Source organism: Xanthomonas prunicola (assembly GCF_025266575.1).
GTDB classification, from domain to species: Bacteria; Pseudomonadota; Gammaproteobacteria; order Xanthomonadales; family Xanthomonadaceae; genus Xanthomonas; species Xanthomonas prunicola.
In genome coordinates this window covers 1051743-1073285 of the sequence record NZ_CP096142.1, presented here as the reverse complement: position 1 = coordinate 1073285, position 21543 = coordinate 1051743, and the positions used below count along the sequence as shown (strand labels likewise).

The window sequence follows — 21543 nt, the reverse complement described above, 5'->3', positions numbered from 1 at the left end:
CAAACATGCCGAGGGATGGCGTTCGACTGACGTCTGGCACCGGTGCGCTGCCAAGGCCGGACCGGCCCTGGCAGCGCCGCAGTTCCCATCGCAGTGCGCAGCGACTGCCTCTCTTCAAACCACCGATGCGCGCGCTCGCGTGGCTGCTGCTGCCAGGCGCAGCGTGGCTGATGTCAGCCCGGGTGCGGTCGCCTGCAGCACGATGTCGCCGCTGCTGCGCGTGGTCTGCAGCAGCGCCGCGCACAGGCCGTTGAATGCCTTGCGCTGCGGTGCCTTGTCGTCCTCGTGGCTGCTGGGGTCGCCATTGCCGACGCCGATCAGCCGGGCAGCGCCGCGCAGTGCGAACTGCACCTGGTTGTCGGCGGTTGGCACCAAACGGCCTTGTGCGTCGACGATTTCCACCTTCGCCACTGCGACATCTTCGGCATTGGCGTGCAGGGTGGTGCGGTCGCAGCTGAGGCGGAGCGCGGCCGGCTTGCCGGTGGTTTCACGGCGTTCGCTGAGCACCAGCTTGCCGCCGCGAAAGCCGCGCGCTTCGATCACGCCGGGTGCATAGATCACGCGCCATTGGACATGACCATAAGCCGGCACCTGCTGCACGCCCTGGCTGACGCCGTTGACCAGCAGCTCTACCGCTTCGAGATTGCTGTGGCACCAGACTTCGATACGGCCGTGATCGTCGGGCTGCAGCAGACCGTCCCAGTTCCAGTGCGGGAACACATGCAGCACCGGTTCGCTGGTCCATTGCGCGCGGTAGTACCAATAGTTGTCCTTCGGAAACCCGCAGCTATCGAGCACGCCGAACTGCGAGGCCACATTCGGCCAGCGGTTGTACGGCGTGGGTTCGCCGCGATAGTCGAAGCCGGTCCAGATGAAGCCGCCGGCGATGTACGGGCGCTGCGCCACATAGCTCCACCAGGCTTCGGCGGTGCTGGCCCACCAGGGGTGGTCCAGGTCGTAGGCGCGGGTGTAACCGCGTCTGTCATCGCGCAGATAGTTGCCGCGCACCGATACGGTGCTGCCGGTTTCGCTGCCGTAGATCGGAATGTGAGGGTATTGCGCGTGGAAGCCATCCATCTGGCTGGTGCGGTAGTTGAAGCCGACCACATCCACCACCTGGCCCACGCCATCGCCGAAGCCCTTGTCCATCGCGAAGGTCGTGGGGCGGGTAGGGTCGAGTTGGCGCACGCGTTGTTGCATGCGCGCGACAATGCGCGCGCCGCGTTCGGTGACCTGCTGCGGCTCTTCGTTGCCGAGCGACCACAGGATGACGCTGGGATGATTGCGGCCGCGCCGCACCATCGTTTCCAGCTCGCCCATCGCTTCGGGGTCGGTGGACATGTGGCGCGTTTCTTCAATGACCAACATGCCGAGGCGGTCGCACAGCGCGAGCAATGCCGGCGTGGCCGGATTGTGCGAACTGCGGTAGGCGTTGCAGCCCATCGACTTGAGCTGGCGCAGGCGCCATTCGTGCAGGGCGTCCGGAATGGCGGTGCCGACGCCGGCATGATCCTGGTGATTGTTGGTGCCGTGCAGCTTGAGCGGGGTGCCATTCAACAGGAAACCGCGTTGCGCATCGAAGGCGATGCTGCGCACGCCGAACGGCGTGGCCAGCGCATCGACCGCGGTGCCGTCGCTGTGCACGCTGGTGGTCAGGCTGTAGAGCTGCGGGGTGTCGATCGACCACAGCGCGGCCCGCCCAAGCGGCAACGTGTGTTCCACTACCTGCACCTGGCCGGGCGCAACCGTGACGGCTGTGCTGGCCGCCTGTGCCACGGTGCGTCCATCCGGTGCGGTGATGCGCGCTTGCACTACGCACTGGCGTGGCGCGATGCCGTCGTTGCGTACCTCGGTGCAAAGCTGCGCAGTGGCGTTGCCATCCTGCACTGTGCTGCGCACGAAGACGCCGTCCTGCGGAATGTGGAGTGGGTCGGTCTTGTGCAGCCACAAATGCCGGTAGATGCCGGCACCTTCGTAGAACCAGCCTTCGCCCAGCGTGGCGTCCACGCGTATGGCGATGATGTTGGGCCGGCCGTAGTCGAGCACGTCGCTGAGGTCGACTTCGAAGCCGCAGTAGCCGCTGGCATTGCGGCCGACGATGTGCCCATTGCAGAACACGATGCACTCGCGGAACACGCCATCGAACACCAGGCTGATGCGCTTGCCCAGATCGCTTGCCGGAATCTGCAGCGTGCGGCGGTACCAGCCAACGCTGTTCTGCGGAAAACTCGTCCCCAGTGGCCTGTAGCCATGCGCGGCGGCCGGGTCTTCCTCGGTCATGGACGCGGAGATCGGCTCCTGTTGAAATGGCAGGCTGACGGCCCAGTCATGCGGTAGATCCACCTGCTGCCAGGCGCTGTCGTCGAACGCCAGTTGCGCAGCGGTTGCGGTGTCTTTGCCGGCCTTTGCGAAGGTGCGCTGGAAGGTGCCGAATTCGAAATCGCGCGACGCATCGCTGGCATGGCCCAGATGGAAGCGCCACCCGAAGTCGAACAGCAGACGCTCACGCGGTGCCAGCGCTGCATCGCCTAATGCTGATGTCGTTGTGGTGTTTTTCGCCGTAGCAGCTGCAGCGCCCGCCGAGACCAATGCGCCGGCTGCGCCCACTGGCAATGCGGCGCTCACCCCACTGGCAAGCATGCCGCGCAACAACTCACGCCGATTGATACCGCTCATGGCTGCGTCCTTTTTTCGGCCTCTGCAGAATTGTCTGGTGTGCTTGCGCCGCGCTTGCTGCCTTCAGGTTTGCTCGACGCAGGTACACCGGTATACGGGTGGCGCATGAAGTCGATCGCCGGCAACACCTCGTTGCCATGCTTGAAGTCGAAGAAACTGGCGTTTTCCCATGACGAGCCGGTGCCCCAGCGTGTTTTGCAACTGCTGCTGGTCCATGCCGGCTCCCAATACACCACGCCGGCGCCGCCGGTATCGATGACCAGCTGGGTGAGGTCCACCATGTAGCGCGCCTGACCTTGCGGCGTGGCCGGGTAGCCGGCGATCAGCGAGTCTTCGCCGAGCAGATTGTGCGAGGTGTCGCCAGCTTCAAGCGTCCACGGATACGCGGTTTCCACCACCACCACATCGGCATCGTAGCGGCCGCGCAGGCGCTTGATGGTCTTGCCCAGCTGCGCCATCGATTGGGTGGACCACTTGCGGTAGTAGCTGATGCCGATCAGGTCGAAGTCGGTCACGCCGGCCTTGGTGGCGGCGGCGAACCAGGGCTCCACATGTTCCGGTTGGGCGATATGCAGCATTACCCTTGGTTTGATCGTCGAGCGCGCGCTCATGTCGCGCACCGCCTTGATGCCGGCGTTGAACAGTTTGGCGTTGCGTCGCCAGTCGATAGGACGCTTTTTGTCCCAGGGCTGGCTGTCCATCAGGTCGGAATTGCTTTCGTTGCCTACTTGCACGAGCTCGGGCATCAAACCGGCGCGGTTGAGTGCGCTCAATGTGTCGTAGGTGAAGCCATACAGCGTGCGCGCCAGCTCATCGGTGTCGGTGATGCTGGCCCATGCTTTGGGAATCAGTTGTTTTTCGCCATCGGCCCAATCATCGGAGTAGTGCAGGTCCAGCAATACCTGCATGCCTTGCGCGCGTGCGCGCGCAATGGTCTTTTTGACATCGGACAGGTCGCTGTACTTGGTCCAGCGCGCATCGTTCCACAATCGCACGCGTACCAGATTGGCGCCGTGTGTGTGGAAAAGTTCGAACGGATCTTTGACCACACCGTTCTCGCGGTACTGCACGCCGCATTCTTCCATCTCGTTGACGTAGGACAGGTCCGCGCCGAGATACAGCATGGCAGGGGCCGGGGCGGCGTGTGCGAAGGTGGGAATGGCCAACGCCAGTAGCGCGGGCGTCCAGAGACGGCGTGATGAGCGCATGCAATTCCTCGACAGAGACAACGTGGAGCGGTGACAGCATGCCGCAGGCGATCGTGCCGCTGCGCAGAATCCAAACGTGGCTTGCGGAGTGGAGTGCACGCAGCGGCTGCGGTGCTATGCAGGTGTGCATAGATCAGATCGGCTGCGCAGACGCATGTGCAGCCGATCACGCAATGCTTAGAACGTGTAGGTTGCTTCCAACTGGTAACGACGACCGAACACCTGGTAGCCGCCATCGTCCTGATTGGCCAGACGGTTGGGCTTGTTGTCGGTGTAGGCGCGCAACGGCTCGTTGGTGAGATTGCTGGCCTGGAAACGGAAGCCCAGCTGCTTGCTGTACTGCCAGTTCAAGCTCAGATCCACCGTGCCTTCGCTCTGCAGGCGTGCCAGACGCGCGGCATTCCAGCCGTACACCACCGTGTAGGGACTGTGGTACTTGTAACCCACGCGCGCTTCGAAGCTGCCGTTGCTGTACCACAGGTCGAACGTGCCGGTCTTGCGTGCCAACCCGCTCAACGGCAGCGGGTTGTCCTCTGGCGAGAATTCCTTGAGGTTGGAATCCACCAGCGAATAGTTGGAATAGACGCCGAAGTTTTCCATGTGCGGGATGAAGTAGAACGGTGTCTGGAAGGTGAGTTCCGCGCCATTGATGTAGCCGCCACCGCCATTGAACGGCGCGCTGACCAGATAATCCAGGCCGTTGATCACTTCGCGGTCGGTGCGGTAGCCGATGCTGGAATCGACTTCCTTGCGATACACCGCCAACGCCGCCAGCGCTTCGGCGTGGAAGTACCACTCGTACGACACATCGACCTGGGTGGCCTTGAACGGATCCAGCTGCGGGTTGCCGCCGCTACCGGTGAGCTGACCAACGGTGACGGTGGGGTCGTCCAGGCGACGGCCGGTGCGCAGTTCATCCAGCGGCGGGCGTGCGATGACCTTGGCCACTGCAAAGCGCAGGATGCGCTGGTCGTCGATCAGGAAATTCAGCGTGGCGCTGGGCAGCGCATCGGTGTATTCCTTGCTGCCGGTGCTGGGCTGGATGGTGCTGCCCACCGAATCGAAACCCTCGCTGGTGGTCTTGGTGTTGACCAGACGCACGCCGACATTGCCGGTGACATCGGTGCCGAACAGCTGCGAGCTGAAGACTGCTTTGGCGAAGGCTTCGCGCACGTCTTCCTTGACGTTCCAATGGTCGAGCAGTTGTTCGTCCAGCGTGCTCGGATCGAAGCCGCCGAATCCGATCCGCGCGATCTTGCCCAGATTGCCGCCGGTGAGCGTGGGGACGTTCAAGTCGGGCATGGTGACCGGGTAGATCAGATCCTGATACGCCGAGATCGGTTGGTCGTAGCCGGACTGGTTGCTGATGAAATGCCGGTTCTGCTTTTCGCGCCGCGCCGCGCGCGCACCGAATTCCAGCGAGGTGAACGGGCCTGCATCGACCGAGCGGCTGGCATTGAGCGCCAGGGCGGCGATCTTGTCGCGCAGCGCCTGCGGTTCGGTCTGCCCGGCAATGCCGTATTCGGGCGTATCGGAGCTGGTGCTGATCGTGGGTGTGACGCTGCGGCGGAAATCGAACGACACCGTGTCCGGATTGCTGCCCAAGCGCACCGCCTGCCAGGTATTGTCGCGCTTGGCCTGCGAGAACGACAGGTCGCTGCCCAGGGTCCATACATCGCCGTTCCACTTGGCATTCAGGCCGCCGGCGGTGAGCGTCTTGACCTCGTTGTAGTGGCTGACCACATGGTCGACCTGCAGGTTGGAATTGGCCAAGGTGCCGGCCACCACATCGCCGTCGACGATGGTGTAGGACGAGCCCGGCGTGGTGTACGGGTTGGTCGCGCCGGAAAAGGTGCTGAAGGCCAGGCCGTTGAACCAGTTCTGCAACTGGTCTTCGTCGATCTCGATGCGCGAATACAACCCGTCGAACTTCAACTCGAAATTGCCCGAGCGCCATTGCACGGTGCCCATCGCGCCGGTACGGGTCTGGTCGATCAGCTTGAGCTGATCGGCCGCGCCCCAGGGGGTGGGATCGACGGTGCCGTCGCCATCGACATCGCGCGAGGTGGTGGCATCGGTATAGCCCCAGCTGCCGATCGACGAGCTGGCGTTCTTCTGCTTCTGATAGGTCGCGCCGAAGGCCACGGCCAGAGTGTCGTTGAACTTATGCACCCAGCTGGCGCCGAAGCGGCTGCCCCACGGGGTGTAGCCGTCCACGTCCTTGGCGTGGTCGTAGAACACCGGGCCGGCGGTACCGACGAAGCCCGGGCCGGTGTAGTCGAGCGGGCTGATGGTGGAGATGTCCACGGTGGCGGCCAGGCCGCCGGCGACCAGATCCGCCGATTGGGTCTTGTAGACCTTGACGGTGGAGACGATCTCGGTGGGGAACACCTCCCAGCGCACCGCGCGATTGGGCTCGGACGAGGCGATCTCGCGCCCGTTGACGGTGCCCATGGTCATGCGCGGGCCCAGGCCACGCACGGTGGCCAGGCTCTCGTTGCCGCGGTCGCGGGTGCCGTTGACGCCGGGCAGGCGCACCAGTGCCTCGGCCACGGTGACGTTGGGCATCTGACCCATGTTGTCCGCAGAGATCACTTCCATGACGTGATCGGACATCTGCTTGGCTTGCACGGCCTGATTCAGGCTGGCGCGCTGGCCGATCACGGTGATGTTGTCGAGCGTGACCGGCGCCTGCCCGTTGGGTGCGGCCGTGCTGGTATCGCCGGCCGGCGGCGCGGTGGGCGCGGTGTCCTGCGCGTGCGCGCTGAACGCGGTGGCCAGCACGCAGGCGATGGTGGTGCAGAGGATGTCGCGGACAGGCGTGCGGCGCAGACGCCGGCTGGCCGTAAGGCCGGTATGGTGAACAGGCATCGGTTGATCCCTCCCAGGACAAAGTGACCGAATAAGGTGGTGGCTGCTGGTGCGGCCAGCCGCAGGGGCGGGTCTGGCGCGTCCGCGCGGGCGTGGCGAGTGATGCGGTGCTGCGTGATGGGCGTTGTTTGTTCGTGTGCGTGGCGCCGGAAGCGCGCGCTCTCGCGCTGGCGTCCCCTTGTCCTGCATGTGTCCGCTTCAGGGTAGAAGCGCAAGGCATTCCATTCCAATGAAGCATTTTGCGGCAGCTATCTCGGCTTGGAATGCTGCGCTGCGGCAATGGCACTGGTTGATCACAGTGGATGTGGCAATTCCAAGCCCGACTCCTCCCTCTCCAATTCCCGGCAAGACGCTAGCGCGCGCTTGCCGGTAGGCGCGGCAGCGCAGGAAACGCACGCTGCACGCAGTCGCTGCGCTCGCACGTCAGGCAGCCCGGGCCGATCGGCACCGCATCGTCTACCGCGTTCAAGTCCCAGCCACGCGCATACACCAGTTGATCGGCGTGGCGCAGGTCGCAGCCCATCGCCAGGGCAAACGTCTTGCGTGGGCGGCCATACCCGGGAGGGCCGCTGCTGACCTGGCGGGCCAGCCAGAAATAGCGTCGGCCATCGGGCATGCGCGCGATCTGGGTGAGGATGCGGTCGGGCTGATTGAAGGCTTCGTACACGATCCACAGCGGGCAGGCGCCGCCGACATGCGAGAAATGGAAATCTGTGGCCGAGTGACGTTTGGACACGTTGCCGGCGCGGTCTACCCGCATGAAAAAGATCGGCAAGCCGGCCTCCCCACGCCGCTGCAAGGTGCTGAGCCGGTGACACACCGCTTCGAAGCCCACATCGAAACGGTCGGCCAACCATTCGATGTCGTAGCGTGAGGTTTGCGCGCTGTGCAGAAACGCGCTGTACGGCATCACCAGCGCGCCGGCGAAATAGTTCGACAGGCCGATCCGCGAGAGCGCGATGCGCTCGGCGTCTTCGAAACCGGCATCGGCAATACGCGCGTCCAGGAGCGGCACGCATTCCAGCAATGCCAGTTGCGCGGCCATCTGGAATGCCTGCTGGCCCGGCCGTAAGTGCGCTGGCAACCACAGCACGCGCGCCTGCGCATCCATGCTGCGTTTGTCGCTGTGCAGGTCGGTGGCGTCCTTCACCAGCAGACCATGACGATCGGCGAGGCGTTGGCGCAGCCGTAGCGGCAGATTTTCCGGGGTCAACCCGAGCTCGGCGTAGAGCGCTTCGGCGCGCTCGTCCAACTCGGGCAGATAGTTGTGCGCGCGGTTGAAGTAGTCGCGCACCTGCTCGCCGGGCGACAGCGATGGCATCGCCGAGTGCTCGACGCCGATCTGTAGCTCCAGCGCGGCGTTGCGTTCAAGCAGATGTTGATGGGCGCGGTGCAGGTCCAGCAGCGCCTGCGCCACCTGCGGCAGGTTGCCGGCGAGCGCACGCAGTTCGGCAGGTAGCAGCGCGTGGCCCAGGCTGCGCAGCGATTCGTCCAGCGGTTCGACCAGCGCGGCAGGGTCGTCCAGATCCAGCAGACCGTCCAGGTCGCCCAGCGTGGTCTTGAGTCGTTGCTGGATCGCCAGCGTGAGCGGGCGCTGGTTGCGCTCGATCTGGTTGAGATAGCTCGCCGACAGCCCGAGCCGGCGCGCCAGCTCGGCCTGGGTCAGGCCATGGCGTTGGCGGAGCCGCTGCAGGCGCAGGCCGAGCTGGTGGCGGAGTTGAGAGTGAGGCATTCGCAAGATTCGCAAAATTTCGCCGCCAGCTTAGCGCGATTAAGCATTTGCGGGCTGGGAATGCCTGGTGTCGATGCGAACAATGCGAAGTGATGGCCTGCAACGGCCCGATGACCTTCTTAACGAGCGAGCCCTGCAATGAGCGAATCCGTCCCCCGCGTGTCCCTGTTGATTGATGGCGAGTTGGTGGTGTCCGCGAGTACGCACTGGCAGGACGTGGTCAATCCGGCAGATCAGTCGGTGCTTGCCCAGGTGCCGTTCGCCACCACGGCCGAAGTGGCCGCCGCAGTGGCCGCGGCCAGCCGCGCCTTCGTCACCTGGCGCAAGACGCCGATCGGCACGCGCGCGCGCATCTTCCTCAAGTACCAGCAACTGATCCGCGAACACATGGCCGAACTGGCTGCGCTGCTCAGCGCCGAACAGGGCAAGACCCTGGCCGATGCCGAAGGCGATGTCTTCCGTGGCCTGGAAGTGGTGGAGCACGCCGCAGCAATCGGCAATCTGCAACTTGGCGAGTTGGCCAACAACGTCGCCAACGGCGTGGACACCTATAGCCTGCTGCAGCCGCTGGGCGTGTGCGCAGGCATTACCCCGTTCAATTTCCCGGCGATGATTCCGCTGTGGATGTTCCCGATGGCGATCGCCACCGGCAACACCTTCGTGCTCAAGCCCTCCGAGCAAGATCCGATGGTGACCATGCGCTTGGTCGAACTTGCGCTGAAAGCCGGCATTCCCAAGGGCGTGCTCAATGTCGTGCACGGCGGTGAAGACGTGGTCAATGCGCTGTGCGATCACCCCGATATCAAGGCGTTGTCGTTCGTCGGCTCTACCAAGGTGGGCACGCACGTGTATCAACGCGCCTCGCTGGCGGGCAAGCGCGTGCAATGCATGATGGGTGCCAAGAACCACGCGGTGGTCCTGCCAGATGCCAACCGCGAGCAAACCCTCAATGCGATGGTCGGCGCCGCATTCGGTGCCGCCGGGCAGCGCTGCATGGCGGCATCCACGCTGGTGCTTGTCGGTGAAGCGCGTGCGTGGATTCCCGAGTTGGTGAGCAAGGCCAAGAGCCTGAAAATCGGCGCCGGCAATGCGCCGGCCACCGAGGTTGGCCCGCTGATTTCCTGCGCCGCACGCGAGCGTGTAGAGGGCCTGATTGCCTCCGGCGTGGAGCAGGGCGCCACCCTGGAACTGGATGGTCGTGCACCTCAGGTGCCAGGGTTCGAACAAGGCAACTTTGTCGGCCCGACGATCTTTTCCGGCGTCAAACCCGGCATGCGGATCTACGACGAAGAAATCTTCGGACCGGTGCTGGTGATTCTGGAAGCCGCCACGCTGGACGAGGCCATCGCCTTGGTCAACGCGAACCCCAACGGCAACGGCACGGCATTGTTCACCCAGTCCGGTGCGGCCGCGCGGCGTTTCCAGGAAGACATCGACGTGGGCCAGGTCGGTATCAACGTGCCGATTCCGGTGCCGGTGCCGCTGTTTTCCTTCACCGGTTCGCGCGCTTCCAAGCTCGGCGACCTGGGCCCGTACGGCAAGCAGGCGGTGATGTTCTACACCCAGACCAAGACCGTCACTGCGCGCTGGTTCGACGACCAGACGCTGGGCCATGGCGTCAACACCACCATCTCTCTCAAGTGACCCGATCGCCATGAATGCAGCCATCCAGCTACACGCCAACGCGGCCGACCTCAACGACGAGCAGGAAGCGTTCCGCGCCGCCGCGCGTGACTTCGCCGACAAGGAACTTGCTCCGTATGCCGCGCAATGGGACGCGGAAAGCCACTTCCCGCGCGACGCCATTGCCAAGGCGGCCGAGCTAGGCTTTTGCGGCCTCTACACCGATGAAGGCGTGGGCGGCCTGGGCATGCGCCGGCTCGATGCGGCGGTGGTGTTCGAAGAACTCGCCACGGTGGACCCATCCACGTCGGCCTTCATCAGCATCCACAACATGGCCACCTGGTTGATCGCCAGCTACGGCACCGATGCGGTGCGCGCGCAATGGGGCGAGGCGATGACCAGCGGCGCCAAGCTGGGTTCGTACTGCCTGACCGAACCGGGCAGCGGCTCGGATGCGGCATCGCTGAAATCCCGCGCGCAGCGCGATGGCGACAGCTATGTGCTCAACGGCAGCAAGGCCTTCATCTCCGGCGCCGGCGCGACCGACGTGCTGGTGGTCATGGCACGCACCGGCGAAGACGGCCCACGTGGCATCAGCGCTTTCCTGGTGCCGGCCGATGCCCCTGGCATCAGCTATGGCCGCAAGGAAGAAAAAATGGGCTGGAACAGCCAGCCCACGCGCGGTGTGACCTTCGAAAACGTCCGCATTCCGGCCGAGAACCTGCTGGGCAAGGAAGGCGAAGGCTTCAAGATGGCGATGAAGGCGCTGGACGGCGGCCGCATCAATATCGCCGCGTGTTCGTTGGGCGCAGCGCAAGGCGCGCTGGATGCCGCGCGGCGCTACATGGGCGAGCGTCGCCAGTTCGGCAAGAAGCTGGCCGATTTCCAGGCGTTGCAATTCAAGCTGGCCGACATGGCCACGCAGCTGGTGGCCGCGCGGCAGATGGTGCACACCGCTGCACGTAAGCTCGATGCCGGCAGCCACGATGCCACCGTCTGGTGTGCGATGGCCAAGCGCTTCGCCACCGATGCCGGCTTTGCCATCTGCGACGATGCATTGCAGATCCACGGCGGCTACGGCTATATCCGCGAGTATCCGATCGAGCGCTTGCTGCGTGATAGCCGCGTGCACCGCATTCTGGAAGGCACCAACGAGGTGATGCGCATGATCGTCGCGCGTCATCTGCTCAATGGCGAGGAAGAACTGCGATGAGCGATTGGGAAAAGGGCGTCCATACCGGTCTGCAGGTCGAGCGCGATGGTCACGTCGCCATCGTGACCTTGAGCAACCCACCGGCCAACACCTGGACCGTGCACAGCCTGGCGGCCCTGCGCGACTTGGTGCGCGCACTGGATGCAGATCGCAGCATCTACGCGCTGGTGATCACCGGTGAGGGTGAGAAGTTCTTCAGCGCCGGTGCCGATCTCAAGCAGTTCGCCGATGGCGACAAAGCCAACGCACGCGAGGCCGCACGCCGGTTTGGCGAAGCATTCGAAGCCTTGAGCGCGTTCCGTGGCGTGTCGATCGCTGCGATCAACGGCTATGCGATGGGCGGCGGGCTGGAATGCGCACTGGCTTGCGATTTGCGCATCGCCGAGCAGCACGCACATCTCGCGTTGCCCGAAGCCAGCGTTGGTCTGCTGCCATGCGCAGGCGGTACCCAGAATCTGCCGCGCTTGGTCGGCGAAGGCTGGGCCAAACGCATGATCCTGCTGGGCGAGCGTGTGGATGCTGCCACGGCGCAGCGCATCGGTTTGGTGGAGGAGGTGGTTGGCAAGGGCGAGTCGCGCGCATTGGCGATTGCCTGGGCGCAGCGCGCCGGCAAACAGAGTCCAGTCAGTGTGGCGGCATGCAAGCAGCTGGTGCAGTCCACGCGCCATGGCACGCACGCAGCCGCGCTGATTGCCGAGCGCGAAGCATTTGTGGATCTCTTCGAACACGCAGATCAGGCCGAAGGCGTGGCCGCATTTCTGGAGAAGCGCGCACCGAAGTGGAGTAACCACTGATGGCGGAGGTCAGCGCAACCGACGACGCACCGGTGCTGTTCGAGCAGCGCACCTGCGCCGATGGGCATTGCATTGGCATTGCCACCTTGAACGCGCCCAAGACGCTCAATGGCCTGTCGTTGCAGATGACGCGGCTGTTGGATACGCAGTTGCGCGCCTGGGCCGAGGATGCGCAGATCGCGTGTGTGGTGTTGCGTGGCGCCGGTGAAAAGGCGTTCTGCGCGGGTGGCGATCTGCATGGCCTTTACCAGAGCATGCGTGCGCATCGCGACGCAGTACCCGACAGAGCCGCGCGATGCGCAGCGCCGCAGGCCAACGCGCATGCCGCCGCGTTCTTCGAAGCCGAATACCGGCTCGACCACCGCATCCACACGTTCCCCAAGCCGCTGCTGTGTTGGGGCCACGGCATCGTGATGGGTGGTGGTATTGGCTTGATGTCGGGTGCCAGCCATCGCGTGGTCACCGAACGCTCGCGCCTGGCCATGCCGGAAATCAGCGTCGGCTTGTTCCCGGATGTGGGTGGAAGTTGGTTGTTGCGGCGTGTGCCGCATGGCGCCGGCCTGTTTCTGGCGCTGACTGGCGCGCCACTGGACGCCAGCGATGCGATTTATGCAGGACTCGCCGACGTGCGCCTGGAGCATGCGCAGTACGCAGCGGTGCTGGATGCGCTGAGTGCGCACGCCTGGACAGGCAATGCTAACGATGACCGCACTCAACTCAGTGCGTTTCTGCACGGCATCGCGCAACCGACCGAGCCGGGCCCGCTGCAAGTCCACGCACAGCTGATCGAACAGTTGCTGGCCGGCGAATCGCTGGAACAGGTCGTCGCTGCAATCCTGGGGCTGCAGAGCGAAGACAGCTGGCTGCAGGCTGCACGTGCCACCTTGGCTGCTGGCGCTCCTGGATCGGCTCGGTTGGCCTGGGAGCTGCATCGTCATCCGGGCACCACGACGCTGGCCGACACCTTCCGTACCGAATACGTGGTCGCCTTGCATGTGGCGGCACATGGCGATTTTGCCGAAGGCATCCGCGCGCTGTTGATCGACAAGGATCGCCAACCGCACTGGCAGCCAGCATCGCTGGACGCAGCCGATGCGCAGTGGGCCGCCGAGTTCTTCGTCCCGCCCTGGTCGGCTGCCCAGCATCCGCTTGCCGATTTGGAGCAGGCGACCTAGGTCTGCACTGCGTGGCTGACAACTCGCGATGCACGCTTGCTCACGCCGGATTGCGTCGAGGTTGCCGCGTCTCACCTTGTGTCGTAGCACATGAAAACTGGTAGTTGCGCCGTGCTCACCAGCAATCCGCAATGACATCGGCAATGTAGTGAAGATCGTCCTAATTTGGAAACCGACACCATGAGCAAGATCGCTTTTATCGGCCTGGGCAATATGGGCGGGCCAATGGCCGCCAATCTGATCAAGGCCGGGCATCAGCTGCGGGCGTTCGATCTCGCACCGTCTGCCCTGGACGCCGCAGCGGCGGCCGGTGCGCATGCAGCCAGCTCCGCGCAGGACACTCTGGTCGACGCAGACGTCGTGATCTCGATGCTGCCTGCGAGCCGCCACGTCGAAGGCTTGTACCTGGGCGACTCGGGCATCCTGGCGCAGATCCCACACGGTGCCCTGATCATCGACTGCAGCACCATCGCACCACTGTCCGCGCGCAAGGTGGCCGATGCGGCCAAGGCGCGTGGCCTGACGATGCTGGATGCCCCGGTCTCTGGCGGCACCGCCGGTGCTGCAGCCGGCACTCTGACCTTCATCGTCGGCGGCGCTGCCGATGTGCTGGAGCGCGCGCGTCCGGTGCTGCAAGCCATGGGCAAGAACATTTTCCATGTCGGCGACAACGGTGCAGGGCAGGTCGCCAAGCTCTGCAACAACATGGCCTTGGGCGTGATCATGGCGGCCACCGGCGAAGCGCTCGCGCTCGGCGTCGCGCAAGGGTTGGATCCGGCAGTGCTGTCGCAGATGATGGCAGTCAGCACCGGGCGCAGCTGGGCCACCGAAGTGTGCAATCCTTGGCCAGGCGTATTGCCCAACGCGCCGGCCTCGCGCGGCTACAGCGGTGGCTTCGGCAACGACTTGATGCTCAAGGATCTGGGGCTGGTGGCCGAGTCGGCGGTGCAGGCCGGCGTCTCGATTCCGCTCGGTGAGCTGGCGCGCAACCTGTATGCAATGAACAGCCAGGCCGGCAACGGCACGCTGGATTTTTCCAGCGTGGTCAAGCTGGTCGCCAAGGTCTGAATCGGCATCGGAGAGCAGCAACCCGATGACTGCGCAGCTGCCAGGCGAGCGCGGCAGCTGCGCGGAATCGGTATGTGCCGTTCGTACACTGCGGCTCCGCCGCGCCATCCACGCGCACGTCACGACTGCTCGGGACGTTTTGTTAGCCGCGCCAAGCGCGCTGCGCATCGATAGCTCAGCGGTCCGGATGGTGGAGACGCGCTGCAACGTTTGCGGGTGCGTTCATCACTTGCACCCACCGTGTCTGCGGCTGAGCGCGGCCGCTGCGCTTTTCCGGCCAACCGCATGGCTTGCGTGATGTCATGTCATCACATGTAGGTGTAATAGTCTCCGCCATCGCGTGCGCCTAAGGTGCGCGCATCGCACGAGACCACGACATCCATGGGACACGACCACAACCACGCACCCAGCGAAATTCGCCACGAAACGCCCTTGTGGTGGGCGCTGGGCCTCACCGCCACCTTCCTGGTGGCAGAGATCATCGGCGCGTTCGTGACCAACAGCCTGGCGCTGTTGTCCGACGCCGCCCATATGGCCACCGACACCGTCGGCCTGATGATTGCGCTGGTCGCGGTGCGCTTGAGCCGTCGCCCGGCCGACGCGCGGCGTACGTATGGCTATGTGCGGCTCGAAGCGCTCGGCGCATTGGCCAATGGCGCGCTGCTGTTCGCAGTGGGCGGCTACATCCTATGGGAGGCTACGCAACGCTTTCGCGCCCCGCAGGACATTTCGTATAGCGGCATGCTGCTGATCGCCGGCTTCGGTTTGGTGATCAATCTGATCGCGATGAAGCTGCTGCATGCCGGTAGCGGCGAAAGCCTCAACGTCAAAGGCGCCTATTTGGAGGTCTGGAGCGACATGCTCGGCTCGGTGGCCGTGATCATCGGTGCGTTGCTGATCCATTGGACCGGCTGGCAGTGGATCGATCCGGTACTGGCCGTGCTGATCGGCCTGTGGGTCCTCCCGCGCACCTGGGTGCTACTGCGCGAAGCGATCAACGTGTTGCTCGAAGGCGTCCCCAAGGGTATCGATCTAGCCCAGGTGCAGCAGGCACTCACCAACCATCCCGGCGTCGAAGACGTGCACGACCTGCATGTCTGGGCACTGGCATCCAGCACGCCTGCACTCACCGCGCACATCGTCGTCACCGAGGCAACCGACCGCGACGGTCTGCGGGATGCGCTCGGCACCTTGCTGCACGACCGCTTCGACATCGCCCACGTCACCCTGCAGGTGGAGAGCGGCGACTGCGGCACCGAGCCGTGCGGCACACCAAAGCCCGCTGCAGACGGTGGTCATCATGCCCATCATGGGCACGGGCACGGGCACGAGCACGAGCACGAGCACGAGCATGAGCATGAGCATGGGCATGGGCATGGGCATGGGCATGGGCATGGGCATGGGCACTCCCATCATTAACAGCTGGTAGTGCAGGTCGGCAGGGCCTCGAATTAGCGCGTTTCGACCTGCACAGGCAACAGCAAGGGTCCGGCCCTGCCGCGATATATCTACATTGCTTTCGACCACGAAGTCATAGTTGCCAACATCTGCAAGTTGCCGCCCCGACGCAAAAAGAAGGCTGCCAACGGCAGCCTTCTTGCAAATCAAACTCTGTCGATAAATAGCCGCTGGCCTTACACCACAGCCTCCCGCAACAACGGTGAGTCCCAACCCGGGCGCGGTGCGAAGCGTTCGCCATAGCGCGCGTGCAGCGCCTGCAGACGTTCCAGCAGCGCGTCTGCGCCGACGCTGCGGATGTGCTGGATCGGGCCGCCGCGGAAGGGCGCGAAGCCGGTGCCAAAGATGACGCCGGCATCGAGCAGGTCTGCGTCGGCCACCACGCCGTCGTGCAGGCATGCCACCGCTTCGTTGAGCAGCGGCAGGATCAAGCGATCTTCCAGATCCGCAGTCGCGGTATAGCCGCTGGCAATCTCGGGTTTAACCGCGCGCCCGTTCTCCCACTTGTACAGGCCCTGGCCGTCTTTCTTGCCGCGCTTGCCGGCTTCCACCGTGGCCAGCGCCGCCGGAATCGGCAGGTGCAGGAACGGCGCCAACTCCGCGCCCACGCCGGCTGCGACGTCCAGCCCTACCGTGTCGATCAACTCGATCGGCCCCATCGGCATGCCGAACCGGACCGCAGTCTTGTCCAGCACCGGTCCCGGAATGCCCTCCGCATACGCGGTGGCCGCTTCGAGCAGATACGGGAACAGCACCCGATTGACCAGGAAACCCGGGGTGCCGGCCACCGGCACCGGGAACTTGTCCAGCGCCTTGCAGAACGCCGCCAGGCGCGCCACGTTGGCCGGATCCAGCCCGTCGTGCTGCACGATTTCCACCAGCGGCATCATCGCCACCGGGTTGAAGTAGTGCAGGCCGGCGAATTGCGCCGGGCGCTGGATGTGGCCGCGCAATTCGGTCAGCGGAATCGACGAGGTGTTGGTGGTCAGCAATGCATCTGGCTTGAGCTGTGGCTCGATCGATTGATACAGGTCGCGCTTGGCCTGCAGGTTTTCGATGATCGCTTCGATCACCAGATCGGCCTGGGTCACACCCGCACCGGCCAGGTCGCCGCGCAGACGCGCTGCCACTGCCGGCCGCTTGGCGTCGTCTTTGACGCGCTTGGCGAACAGCTCGCCGCCGCGCGTCAGCGCCGTATCGATAAAGCGCTGCTCGCGGTCCTGCAGCGTGATCTCGAAGCCCTTGTAAGCCGCCCACGCCGCGATGTCGCCGCCCATCACACCAGCGCCGATCACATGCACATGGCGAATCGGCGCCGTTGCTGCGCCGGCTGCATCCTTGCCGCCCAGCGCTTTCAGACGCTCGGTCAGGAAGAAAATGCGAATCAGGTTGCGCGCAGTCGGCGTGCTGGCGAGCTTGACCACTGCCTTGCGCTCGGCCGCCAGGCGCGCCTGGATGCCGCTGCCGCCGGTACGTTCCCACACGTTGATCAAGGCGTAGGGCGCCGGGTAATGCTCCTTGCGCGCCTTGCGTGCGACCTGCTTGCGCATCTGCGGTGCCAGCACTTTGCGCGCCAGCAAGGTATTGGTCGCCCACGCAGTTGCGCGCTGCTTGAACGCGCGCGTGGTGCCGGCAAGCGCCAGGCTGGCTGCCACATCCACCAGCACGGCAGGCGCGGCGACCTTGTCGATCAGACCCATTGCGCGCGCGGCCTTGGCCGAGACGGTGCGGCCGGTGAGCATCAGGTCCATCGCGGCCGGCGCACCGATCAGGCGCGGCAAGCGGGCGCTGCCGCCCCAGCCGGGAAAGATGCCGAGCTTGGTTTCCGGCAACCCGATGCGGGTGCTGCCATCGTCAGAAGCCACACGGTAGCGGCATGCCAGCGCGATTTCGGTGCCGCCACCCATGCAGAAGCCATGGATCGCCGCGACTGTCGGGCAGGGCAGTTCTGCCAGCTTCTGAAAGACCTGCTGGCCGCGATGGATCGCGTCGTTGACGGTACCCTTGCGGTCGAATTCCTGGAATTCCTTCAGATCGGCACCGGCGATGAAGCCATTGGCCTTACCTGAGCGCAGCACCACGCCCTTGGGCGGGTCCAGCGCCAGGCGTTCGACCAGCGCGCCCAGTTCGAGCAGCACCTCCTGCGAAAACGCGTTGACCGGTGCGCCCTGACGATCAAGGCTGAGCACGACCACGCCGTCCTCGCGCAGGTCGGCCTGCCAGTGGCTGAATCGAAGCCCGTCGAAACCTGGAAGCATGCGTCTGGCCGTCCGGCAATATAAGGAAAGGTCGTTATCATCCAGAGGTTGTTTCCTTCACGTCAAATACCCATACCTGTCGACAGGAGAGATGCCTGCTTCGGCGCGGCGTCGTCAGCGGTGCATCGGTGCCGCTCCTCTGATGCGTGACGGTGGTACGGATCGGTGTGAACTTTTCTTTTCAATGGCGGTCTCATTGCCCGACTTCGGTGGGCTGACAGGAGTGCGGCCCGACATGGCCGAAGTCGATACACCTCAGGAGCTGGACCTGGAACTGGTCCGGCGTGTGCAGCGCGGCGAAAGCGCGGCGTTCGATGTGCTGGTGCGCAAATACCAGCATCGGATCGTTGCGTTGATCGGGCGCTACATCGCCGACTGGAGCGAATGCCAGGACGTTGCCCAGGACACCTTTGTGCGCGCCTACCGCGCGATCAACAGTTTTCGTGGCGACGCCCAGTTCTATACGTGGCTGCACCGCATTGCCGTCAACACTGCCAAGAACCATCTGGTTGCGCACAACCGCCGCCCGCCCACCGACGACATCGAAATCAGCGATGCCGAGCAATTCGATGGAGCAACCCGGTTGCGCGACACCGACACCCCGGAGCGCGAATTGATGCGACAGGAGCTGGAACAAACGGTGATGCGCGCGGTCCAAGCTCTGCCGGAAGAACTTCGGTCGGCCATCACCCTGCGCGAGGTGGAAGGGCTGAGCTATGAGGACATCGCGCGAAAGATGGATTGCCCGATCGGAACGGTGCGCTCGCGCATCTTCCGGGCGCGCGAGGCCATCGACATCGAGCTGCGGCCTCTGCTGGAGACCGAGAGCGCTACCCGTGAGCGAAACCGCGTATGAGCCATAACCCCGACATGTCCACCACCGACAAGTTCGAGCTTCACTATCGCCAGCAGCTGTCTGCGCTGGTCGACGGCGAATTGAGTGCCGACGAGTCGCGCTTTTTGCTGCGCCGTTTGGCCCACGACGAAGAATTGGCCGGCTGCCACGAGCGTTGGCAGTTGTGCGGCGATGTGCTGCGCGGTGCGGCCAGTGCGCCGGCACCGCTGGATTTCGCGGCGCGTGTGCGCAGCGCCATTGCCGAGGAGCCGGCCCCGCAAGCGCAGCCTGCGGCTCGCTCAGGCGCACGCAGGCGCTGGGCTGGCGGCGCGGCGATTGCGGCGTCGGTCGCGGCAATTGCGTTGTTCATGGCGCGCGAGCGCCTGCCCCAAACGGCAGCGCCCGGTGCCGACACCCCTGTGTACGCGACCGCGGCCCAGCTTCCGCCTGCATCGCAAACGCCGCAGAGACCTGTGCCGCCGAAGGCGCCGGCCGCACCGAGTCCGGGAACGCCGGATGAGGTGGGTGCGCTCGCTGCAGCCGTGCCTGCCGTTGCGCTGGCATCCACACGCCGCGGTGCGGCAACGCGCAATCAACAAGTCGCACGCAGTGCGGCTGCGCGTCAGCAGCAGGCGCCGACCCGCATGGTGGCTGCAGCGGCTCCTGCACCGGCCCCCGCGGCCGCGTCATCCGCCGTTGTGGCTGGGCCGTCCAATCCGTTCACGCATCCGGACACCACGCTGCAGGCGCGGCCGTGGCCGCGCGCGGCCTTGTCCGGGGCTGGCGAGAGCCCGCTGAACGCCAGTTTCCGCCAGAGCCGCCCCGGCACGGCGTTTTATCCGTTTGAACCGGCCCCACAGACGGTCGCCAGCCCGGCGCCGAGCCGGCCATTGCCGGTGCAGGTCCCGCAGAACTGACCCTGTCGCCGGTCTTCATCCGTTCGGCATTCTCCTTCCCGTTATCGTGCCGAGCCCGTGTTGCTACGCGGGTTCGGCCCCCTGTCGCCCTGCCATCGGAGGCAACCTGATGAACCATCGCATCCGCACCCAGATGTTCGGCCTGATCGCCATGACCCTGCCGCTGGCCGCCTGCGCGCAGCAGCCCGCACCCGCTGCCAAGGACGTCGCCCCGATTGCCGCCAATCGCAGTACCACACCAGCGCCACAGCTGGTGGCCGGGCTGCCGGACTTCACCAATCTGGTCGAGCAGGTCGGCCCGGGCGTGGTCAATATCGAAACCACGATCACCCGCAAGGACGCCATGGCGCGTCAGCAGCGCAGTGGCCCGGGTGGTCGTGGTGGCGGTGCGATGCCTGATGACGATCAGATGCCGGAATTCTTCCGCCGCTTCTTCGGCCCGGATTTTCAGATGCCGGGTGGGCCGCGCCAAGGGCCGGGTGGTCCGGGGCAGGGCGATGACGACGGCGGTATTGCCGGAAAGTCGATGGGCTCGGGCTTCATTATTTCCGCCGATGGCTATGTGCTGACCAATCACCACGTGGTCGATGGTGCCAGCGAAGTCACCGTCAAGCTCACCGATCGCCGCGAGTTCAAGGCCAAGGTGGTGGGTAGCGATGAGCAATACGACGTGGCGCTGCTGAAGATCGAGGCCAAGGGCCTGCCGACCGTGCGCCTGGGCGATTCGAACACGCTCAAGCCGGGACAGTGGGTGGTAGCGATCGGCTCGCCGTTCGGCCTGGATCATTCGGTCACCGCCGGCATCGTCAGCGCCACCGGCCGCAGTAATCCCTACGCCGACCAGCGCTATGTCCCCTTCATCCAGACCGACGTGGCGATCAACCAGGGTAATTCCGGCGGCCCGCTGCTCAATACACGTGGCGAGGTGGTCGGCATCAATTCACAGATCTTCTCCGCTTCCGGCGGTTATATGGGCATTAGTTTTGCGATTCCGATCGACCTGGCCTTCAGCGCGGCCGAGCAGATCAAGGCCACCGGCCATGTGAGTCGCGGCATGCTGGGCGTGGCGGTGGGACCGATCGATTCGCTCAAGGCGCAAGGCCTGGGCTTGCCGGACAGCCGTGGTGCCCTGGTCAACGATATCCCGGCCGGTAGTCCGGCGGGCAAGGCCGGCGTCGAAGTCGGCGATGTGATCCGTGCGGTCAATGGCAGGCCGATCGAAGTCGCCAGCGATCTGCCGCCAATGATCGGGTTGATGGCGCCGGGCTCCAAGGTCACCCTGGATGTGTTGCGTGACGGCAAGCCGCGCAAGGTGACAGTCACCCTCGCACCACTGCAGGATGGCGGCGAGCGCGCCGCGCCGCGCACTGCGGCTGATGAGTCCAAGCCCAGCGCCCCGGCCAGCGTGGAATTGCTCGGCCTGCAAGTCGCCGACCTGACCGCTGCCGAGCGCAGTCGCCTGGGTCTGGAAGCGGGCGAGGGCGTGCGCATCGCCTCGGTGACCGGTGCGGCGGCACGTAGCACCCAGCCGCCGCTGTCGCCAGGCCTGATCATCGCCCGCGTCGGCCGCACCAAGGTTGGCAGCGTCGCCGAGCTCAATCGCGCGCTGGCCAGTTACAAGAAGGGCGACGTCGTCATGCTGCTGGTCACCGACGGCAAGGCGACCAGCTATGTAGCCTTGAAGGCCGGCGGCTAACGGAGGGAATGGAGAATCG

General features: G+C 64.9%; 13 protein-coding genes, 1 other RNA gene and 1 pseudogene. 10 read left to right on the top strand and 5 right to left on the bottom strand.

Annotated elements, in window-relative coordinates:
- Nucleotides 1-114: 114 nt before the first annotated feature.
- The 4 genes from galA to M0D43_RS04515 form a co-directional block, all read right to left on the bottom strand.
- Nucleotides 115-2676: a beta-galactosidase GalA gene (gene galA, locus M0D43_RS04530; RefSeq protein ID WP_252163712.1), complete on the bottom strand. Its 2562-nt coding sequence runs from the start codon at nucleotides 2674-2676 to the stop codon at nucleotides 115-117.
- Nucleotides 2673-3884: a glycoside hydrolase family 53 protein gene (locus M0D43_RS04525; RefSeq protein WP_252163711.1), complete on the bottom strand. Its 1212-nt coding sequence runs from the start codon at nucleotides 3882-3884 to the stop codon at nucleotides 2673-2675. The genes galA and M0D43_RS04525 overlap by 4 nt, the downstream gene beginning before the upstream one ends.
- A gap of 177 nt (nucleotides 3885-4061) precedes the next feature.
- The gene (locus M0D43_RS04520) at nucleotides 4062-6755 is read right to left on the bottom strand and encodes a TonB-dependent receptor (protein ID WP_260807992.1); all 2694 of its coding nucleotides are present in this window, start codon (nucleotides 6753-6755) and stop codon (nucleotides 4062-4064) included.
- A gap of 352 nt (nucleotides 6756-7107) precedes the next feature.
- Nucleotides 7108-8487 (bottom strand): helix-turn-helix domain-containing protein, encoded by a 1380-nt coding sequence (locus tag M0D43_RS04515; protein WP_252163710.1) that lies wholly within the window; start codon nucleotides 8485-8487, stop codon nucleotides 7108-7110.
- Nucleotides 8488-8625: 138 nt separating this feature from the next.
- On the opposite strand from M0D43_RS04515, the gene M0D43_RS04510 reads away from it, so the two are divergent.
- From M0D43_RS04510 to M0D43_RS04480, 7 genes and pseudogenes are all read left to right on the top strand, one after another.
- Nucleotides 8626-10131, top strand: a complete 1506-nt coding sequence (locus M0D43_RS04510) for a CoA-acylating methylmalonate-semialdehyde dehydrogenase (RefSeq protein WP_252163709.1) — start codon at nucleotides 8626-8628, stop codon at nucleotides 10129-10131.
- A gap of 10 nt (nucleotides 10132-10141) precedes the next feature.
- The gene (locus M0D43_RS04505) at nucleotides 10142-11323 is read left to right on the top strand and encodes an acyl-CoA dehydrogenase family protein (protein WP_252163708.1); all 1182 of its coding nucleotides are present in this window, start codon (nucleotides 10142-10144) and stop codon (nucleotides 11321-11323) included.
- On the top strand, nucleotides 11320-12117 hold the full coding sequence (locus tag M0D43_RS04500) for an enoyl-CoA hydratase (protein WP_101363398.1): 798 nt from the start codon (nucleotides 11320-11322) through the stop codon (nucleotides 12115-12117). The genes M0D43_RS04505 and M0D43_RS04500 overlap by 4 nt, the downstream gene beginning before the upstream one ends.
- A pseudogene (locus M0D43_RS04495) lies at nucleotides 12117-13297 on the top strand (enoyl-CoA hydratase/isomerase family protein); the annotation flags it as partial. The gene M0D43_RS04500 and the pseudogene M0D43_RS04495, both read left to right, overlap by 1 nt.
- 160 nt (nucleotides 13298-13457) lie before the next feature.
- Complete coding sequence (mmsB, locus tag M0D43_RS04490; RefSeq protein ID WP_252163706.1) at nucleotides 13458-14360, top strand: 3-hydroxyisobutyrate dehydrogenase; 903 nt, start codon at nucleotides 13458-13460, stop codon at nucleotides 14358-14360.
- Nucleotides 14361-14432: 72 nt separating this feature from the next.
- Nucleotides 14433-14508, top strand: a non-coding RNA gene (locus tag M0D43_RS04485) — sX9 sRNA.
- 233 nt (nucleotides 14509-14741) lie between these two features.
- Nucleotides 14742-15779, top strand: coding sequence for a cation diffusion facilitator family transporter (locus M0D43_RS04480; protein ID WP_260807991.1), 1038 nt, complete (start codon nucleotides 14742-14744; stop codon nucleotides 15777-15779).
- A gap of 215 nt (nucleotides 15780-15994) precedes the next feature.
- Here the strand turns inward: M0D43_RS04480 and M0D43_RS04475 are convergent, their stop codons facing one another.
- Nucleotides 15995-18076 carry a 3-hydroxyacyl-CoA dehydrogenase NAD-binding domain-containing protein gene (locus M0D43_RS04475; protein ID WP_252163704.1) on the bottom strand — a complete coding sequence of 694 codons (2082 nt, stop codon included), beginning with the start codon at nucleotides 18074-18076 and terminating at the stop codon, nucleotides 15995-15997.
- Between the two features lie 235 nt (nucleotides 18077-18311).
- Between M0D43_RS04475 and rpoE the strand changes: the two genes are divergently transcribed.
- From rpoE to M0D43_RS04460, 3 genes are all read left to right on the top strand, one after another.
- Nucleotides 18312-18932 (top strand): RNA polymerase sigma factor RpoE, encoded by a 621-nt coding sequence (gene rpoE, locus M0D43_RS04470; RefSeq protein ID WP_252164959.1) that lies wholly within the window; start codon nucleotides 18312-18314, stop codon nucleotides 18930-18932.
- Complete coding sequence (locus M0D43_RS04465) at nucleotides 18929-19828, top strand: sigma-E factor negative regulatory protein (RefSeq protein ID WP_252163703.1); 900 nt, start codon at nucleotides 18929-18931, stop codon at nucleotides 19826-19828. The genes rpoE and M0D43_RS04465 overlap by 4 nt, the downstream gene beginning before the upstream one ends.
- A gap of 109 nt (nucleotides 19829-19937) precedes the next feature.
- Nucleotides 19938-21524 (top strand): DegQ family serine endoprotease, encoded by a 1587-nt coding sequence (locus tag M0D43_RS04460; RefSeq protein ID WP_252163702.1) that lies wholly within the window; start codon nucleotides 19938-19940, stop codon nucleotides 21522-21524.
- Nucleotides 21525-21543 lie beyond the last annotated feature (19 nt).

Bases quoted from the DNA above. Each gene is read 5' to 3' on its own strand.
- M0D43_RS04520 (WP_260807992.1), bottom strand. From the start codon at position 6,755: ATGCCTGTTCACCATACCGGCCTTACGGCCAGCCGGCGTCTGCGCCGC.
- M0D43_RS04525 (WP_252163711.1), bottom strand. From the start codon at position 3,884: ATGCGCTCATCACGCCGTCTCTGGACGCCCGCGCTACTGGCGTTGGCC.
- M0D43_RS04510 (WP_252163709.1), top strand. From the start codon at position 8,626: ATGAGCGAATCCGTCCCCCGCGTGTCCCTGTTGATTGATGGCGAGTTG.
- M0D43_RS04515 (WP_252163710.1), bottom strand. From the start codon at position 8,487: ATGCCTCACTCTCAACTCCGCCACCAGCTCGGCCTGCGCCTGCAGCGG.
- M0D43_RS04480 (WP_260807991.1), top strand. From the start codon at position 14,742: ATGGGACACGACCACAACCACGCACCCAGCGAAATTCGCCACGAAACG.
- rpoE (WP_252164959.1), top strand. From the start codon at position 18,312: ATGGCCGAAGTCGATACACCTCAGGAGCTGGACCTGGAACTGGTCCGG.
- galA (WP_252163712.1), bottom strand. From the start codon at position 2,676: ATGAGCGGTATCAATCGGCGTGAGTTGTTGCGCGGCATGCTTGCCAGT.
- M0D43_RS04475 (WP_252163704.1), bottom strand. From the start codon at position 18,076: ATGCTTCCAGGTTTCGACGGGCTTCGATTCAGCCACTGGCAGGCCGAC.
- M0D43_RS04500 (WP_101363398.1), top strand. From the start codon at position 11,320: ATGAGCGATTGGGAAAAGGGCGTCCATACCGGTCTGCAGGTCGAGCGC.
- M0D43_RS04460 (WP_252163702.1), top strand. From the start codon at position 19,938: ATGAACCATCGCATCCGCACCCAGATGTTCGGCCTGATCGCCATGACC.
- M0D43_RS04465 (WP_252163703.1), top strand. From the start codon at position 18,929: ATGAGCCATAACCCCGACATGTCCACCACCGACAAGTTCGAGCTTCAC.
- M0D43_RS04505 (WP_252163708.1), top strand. From the start codon at position 10,142: ATGAATGCAGCCATCCAGCTACACGCCAACGCGGCCGACCTCAACGAC.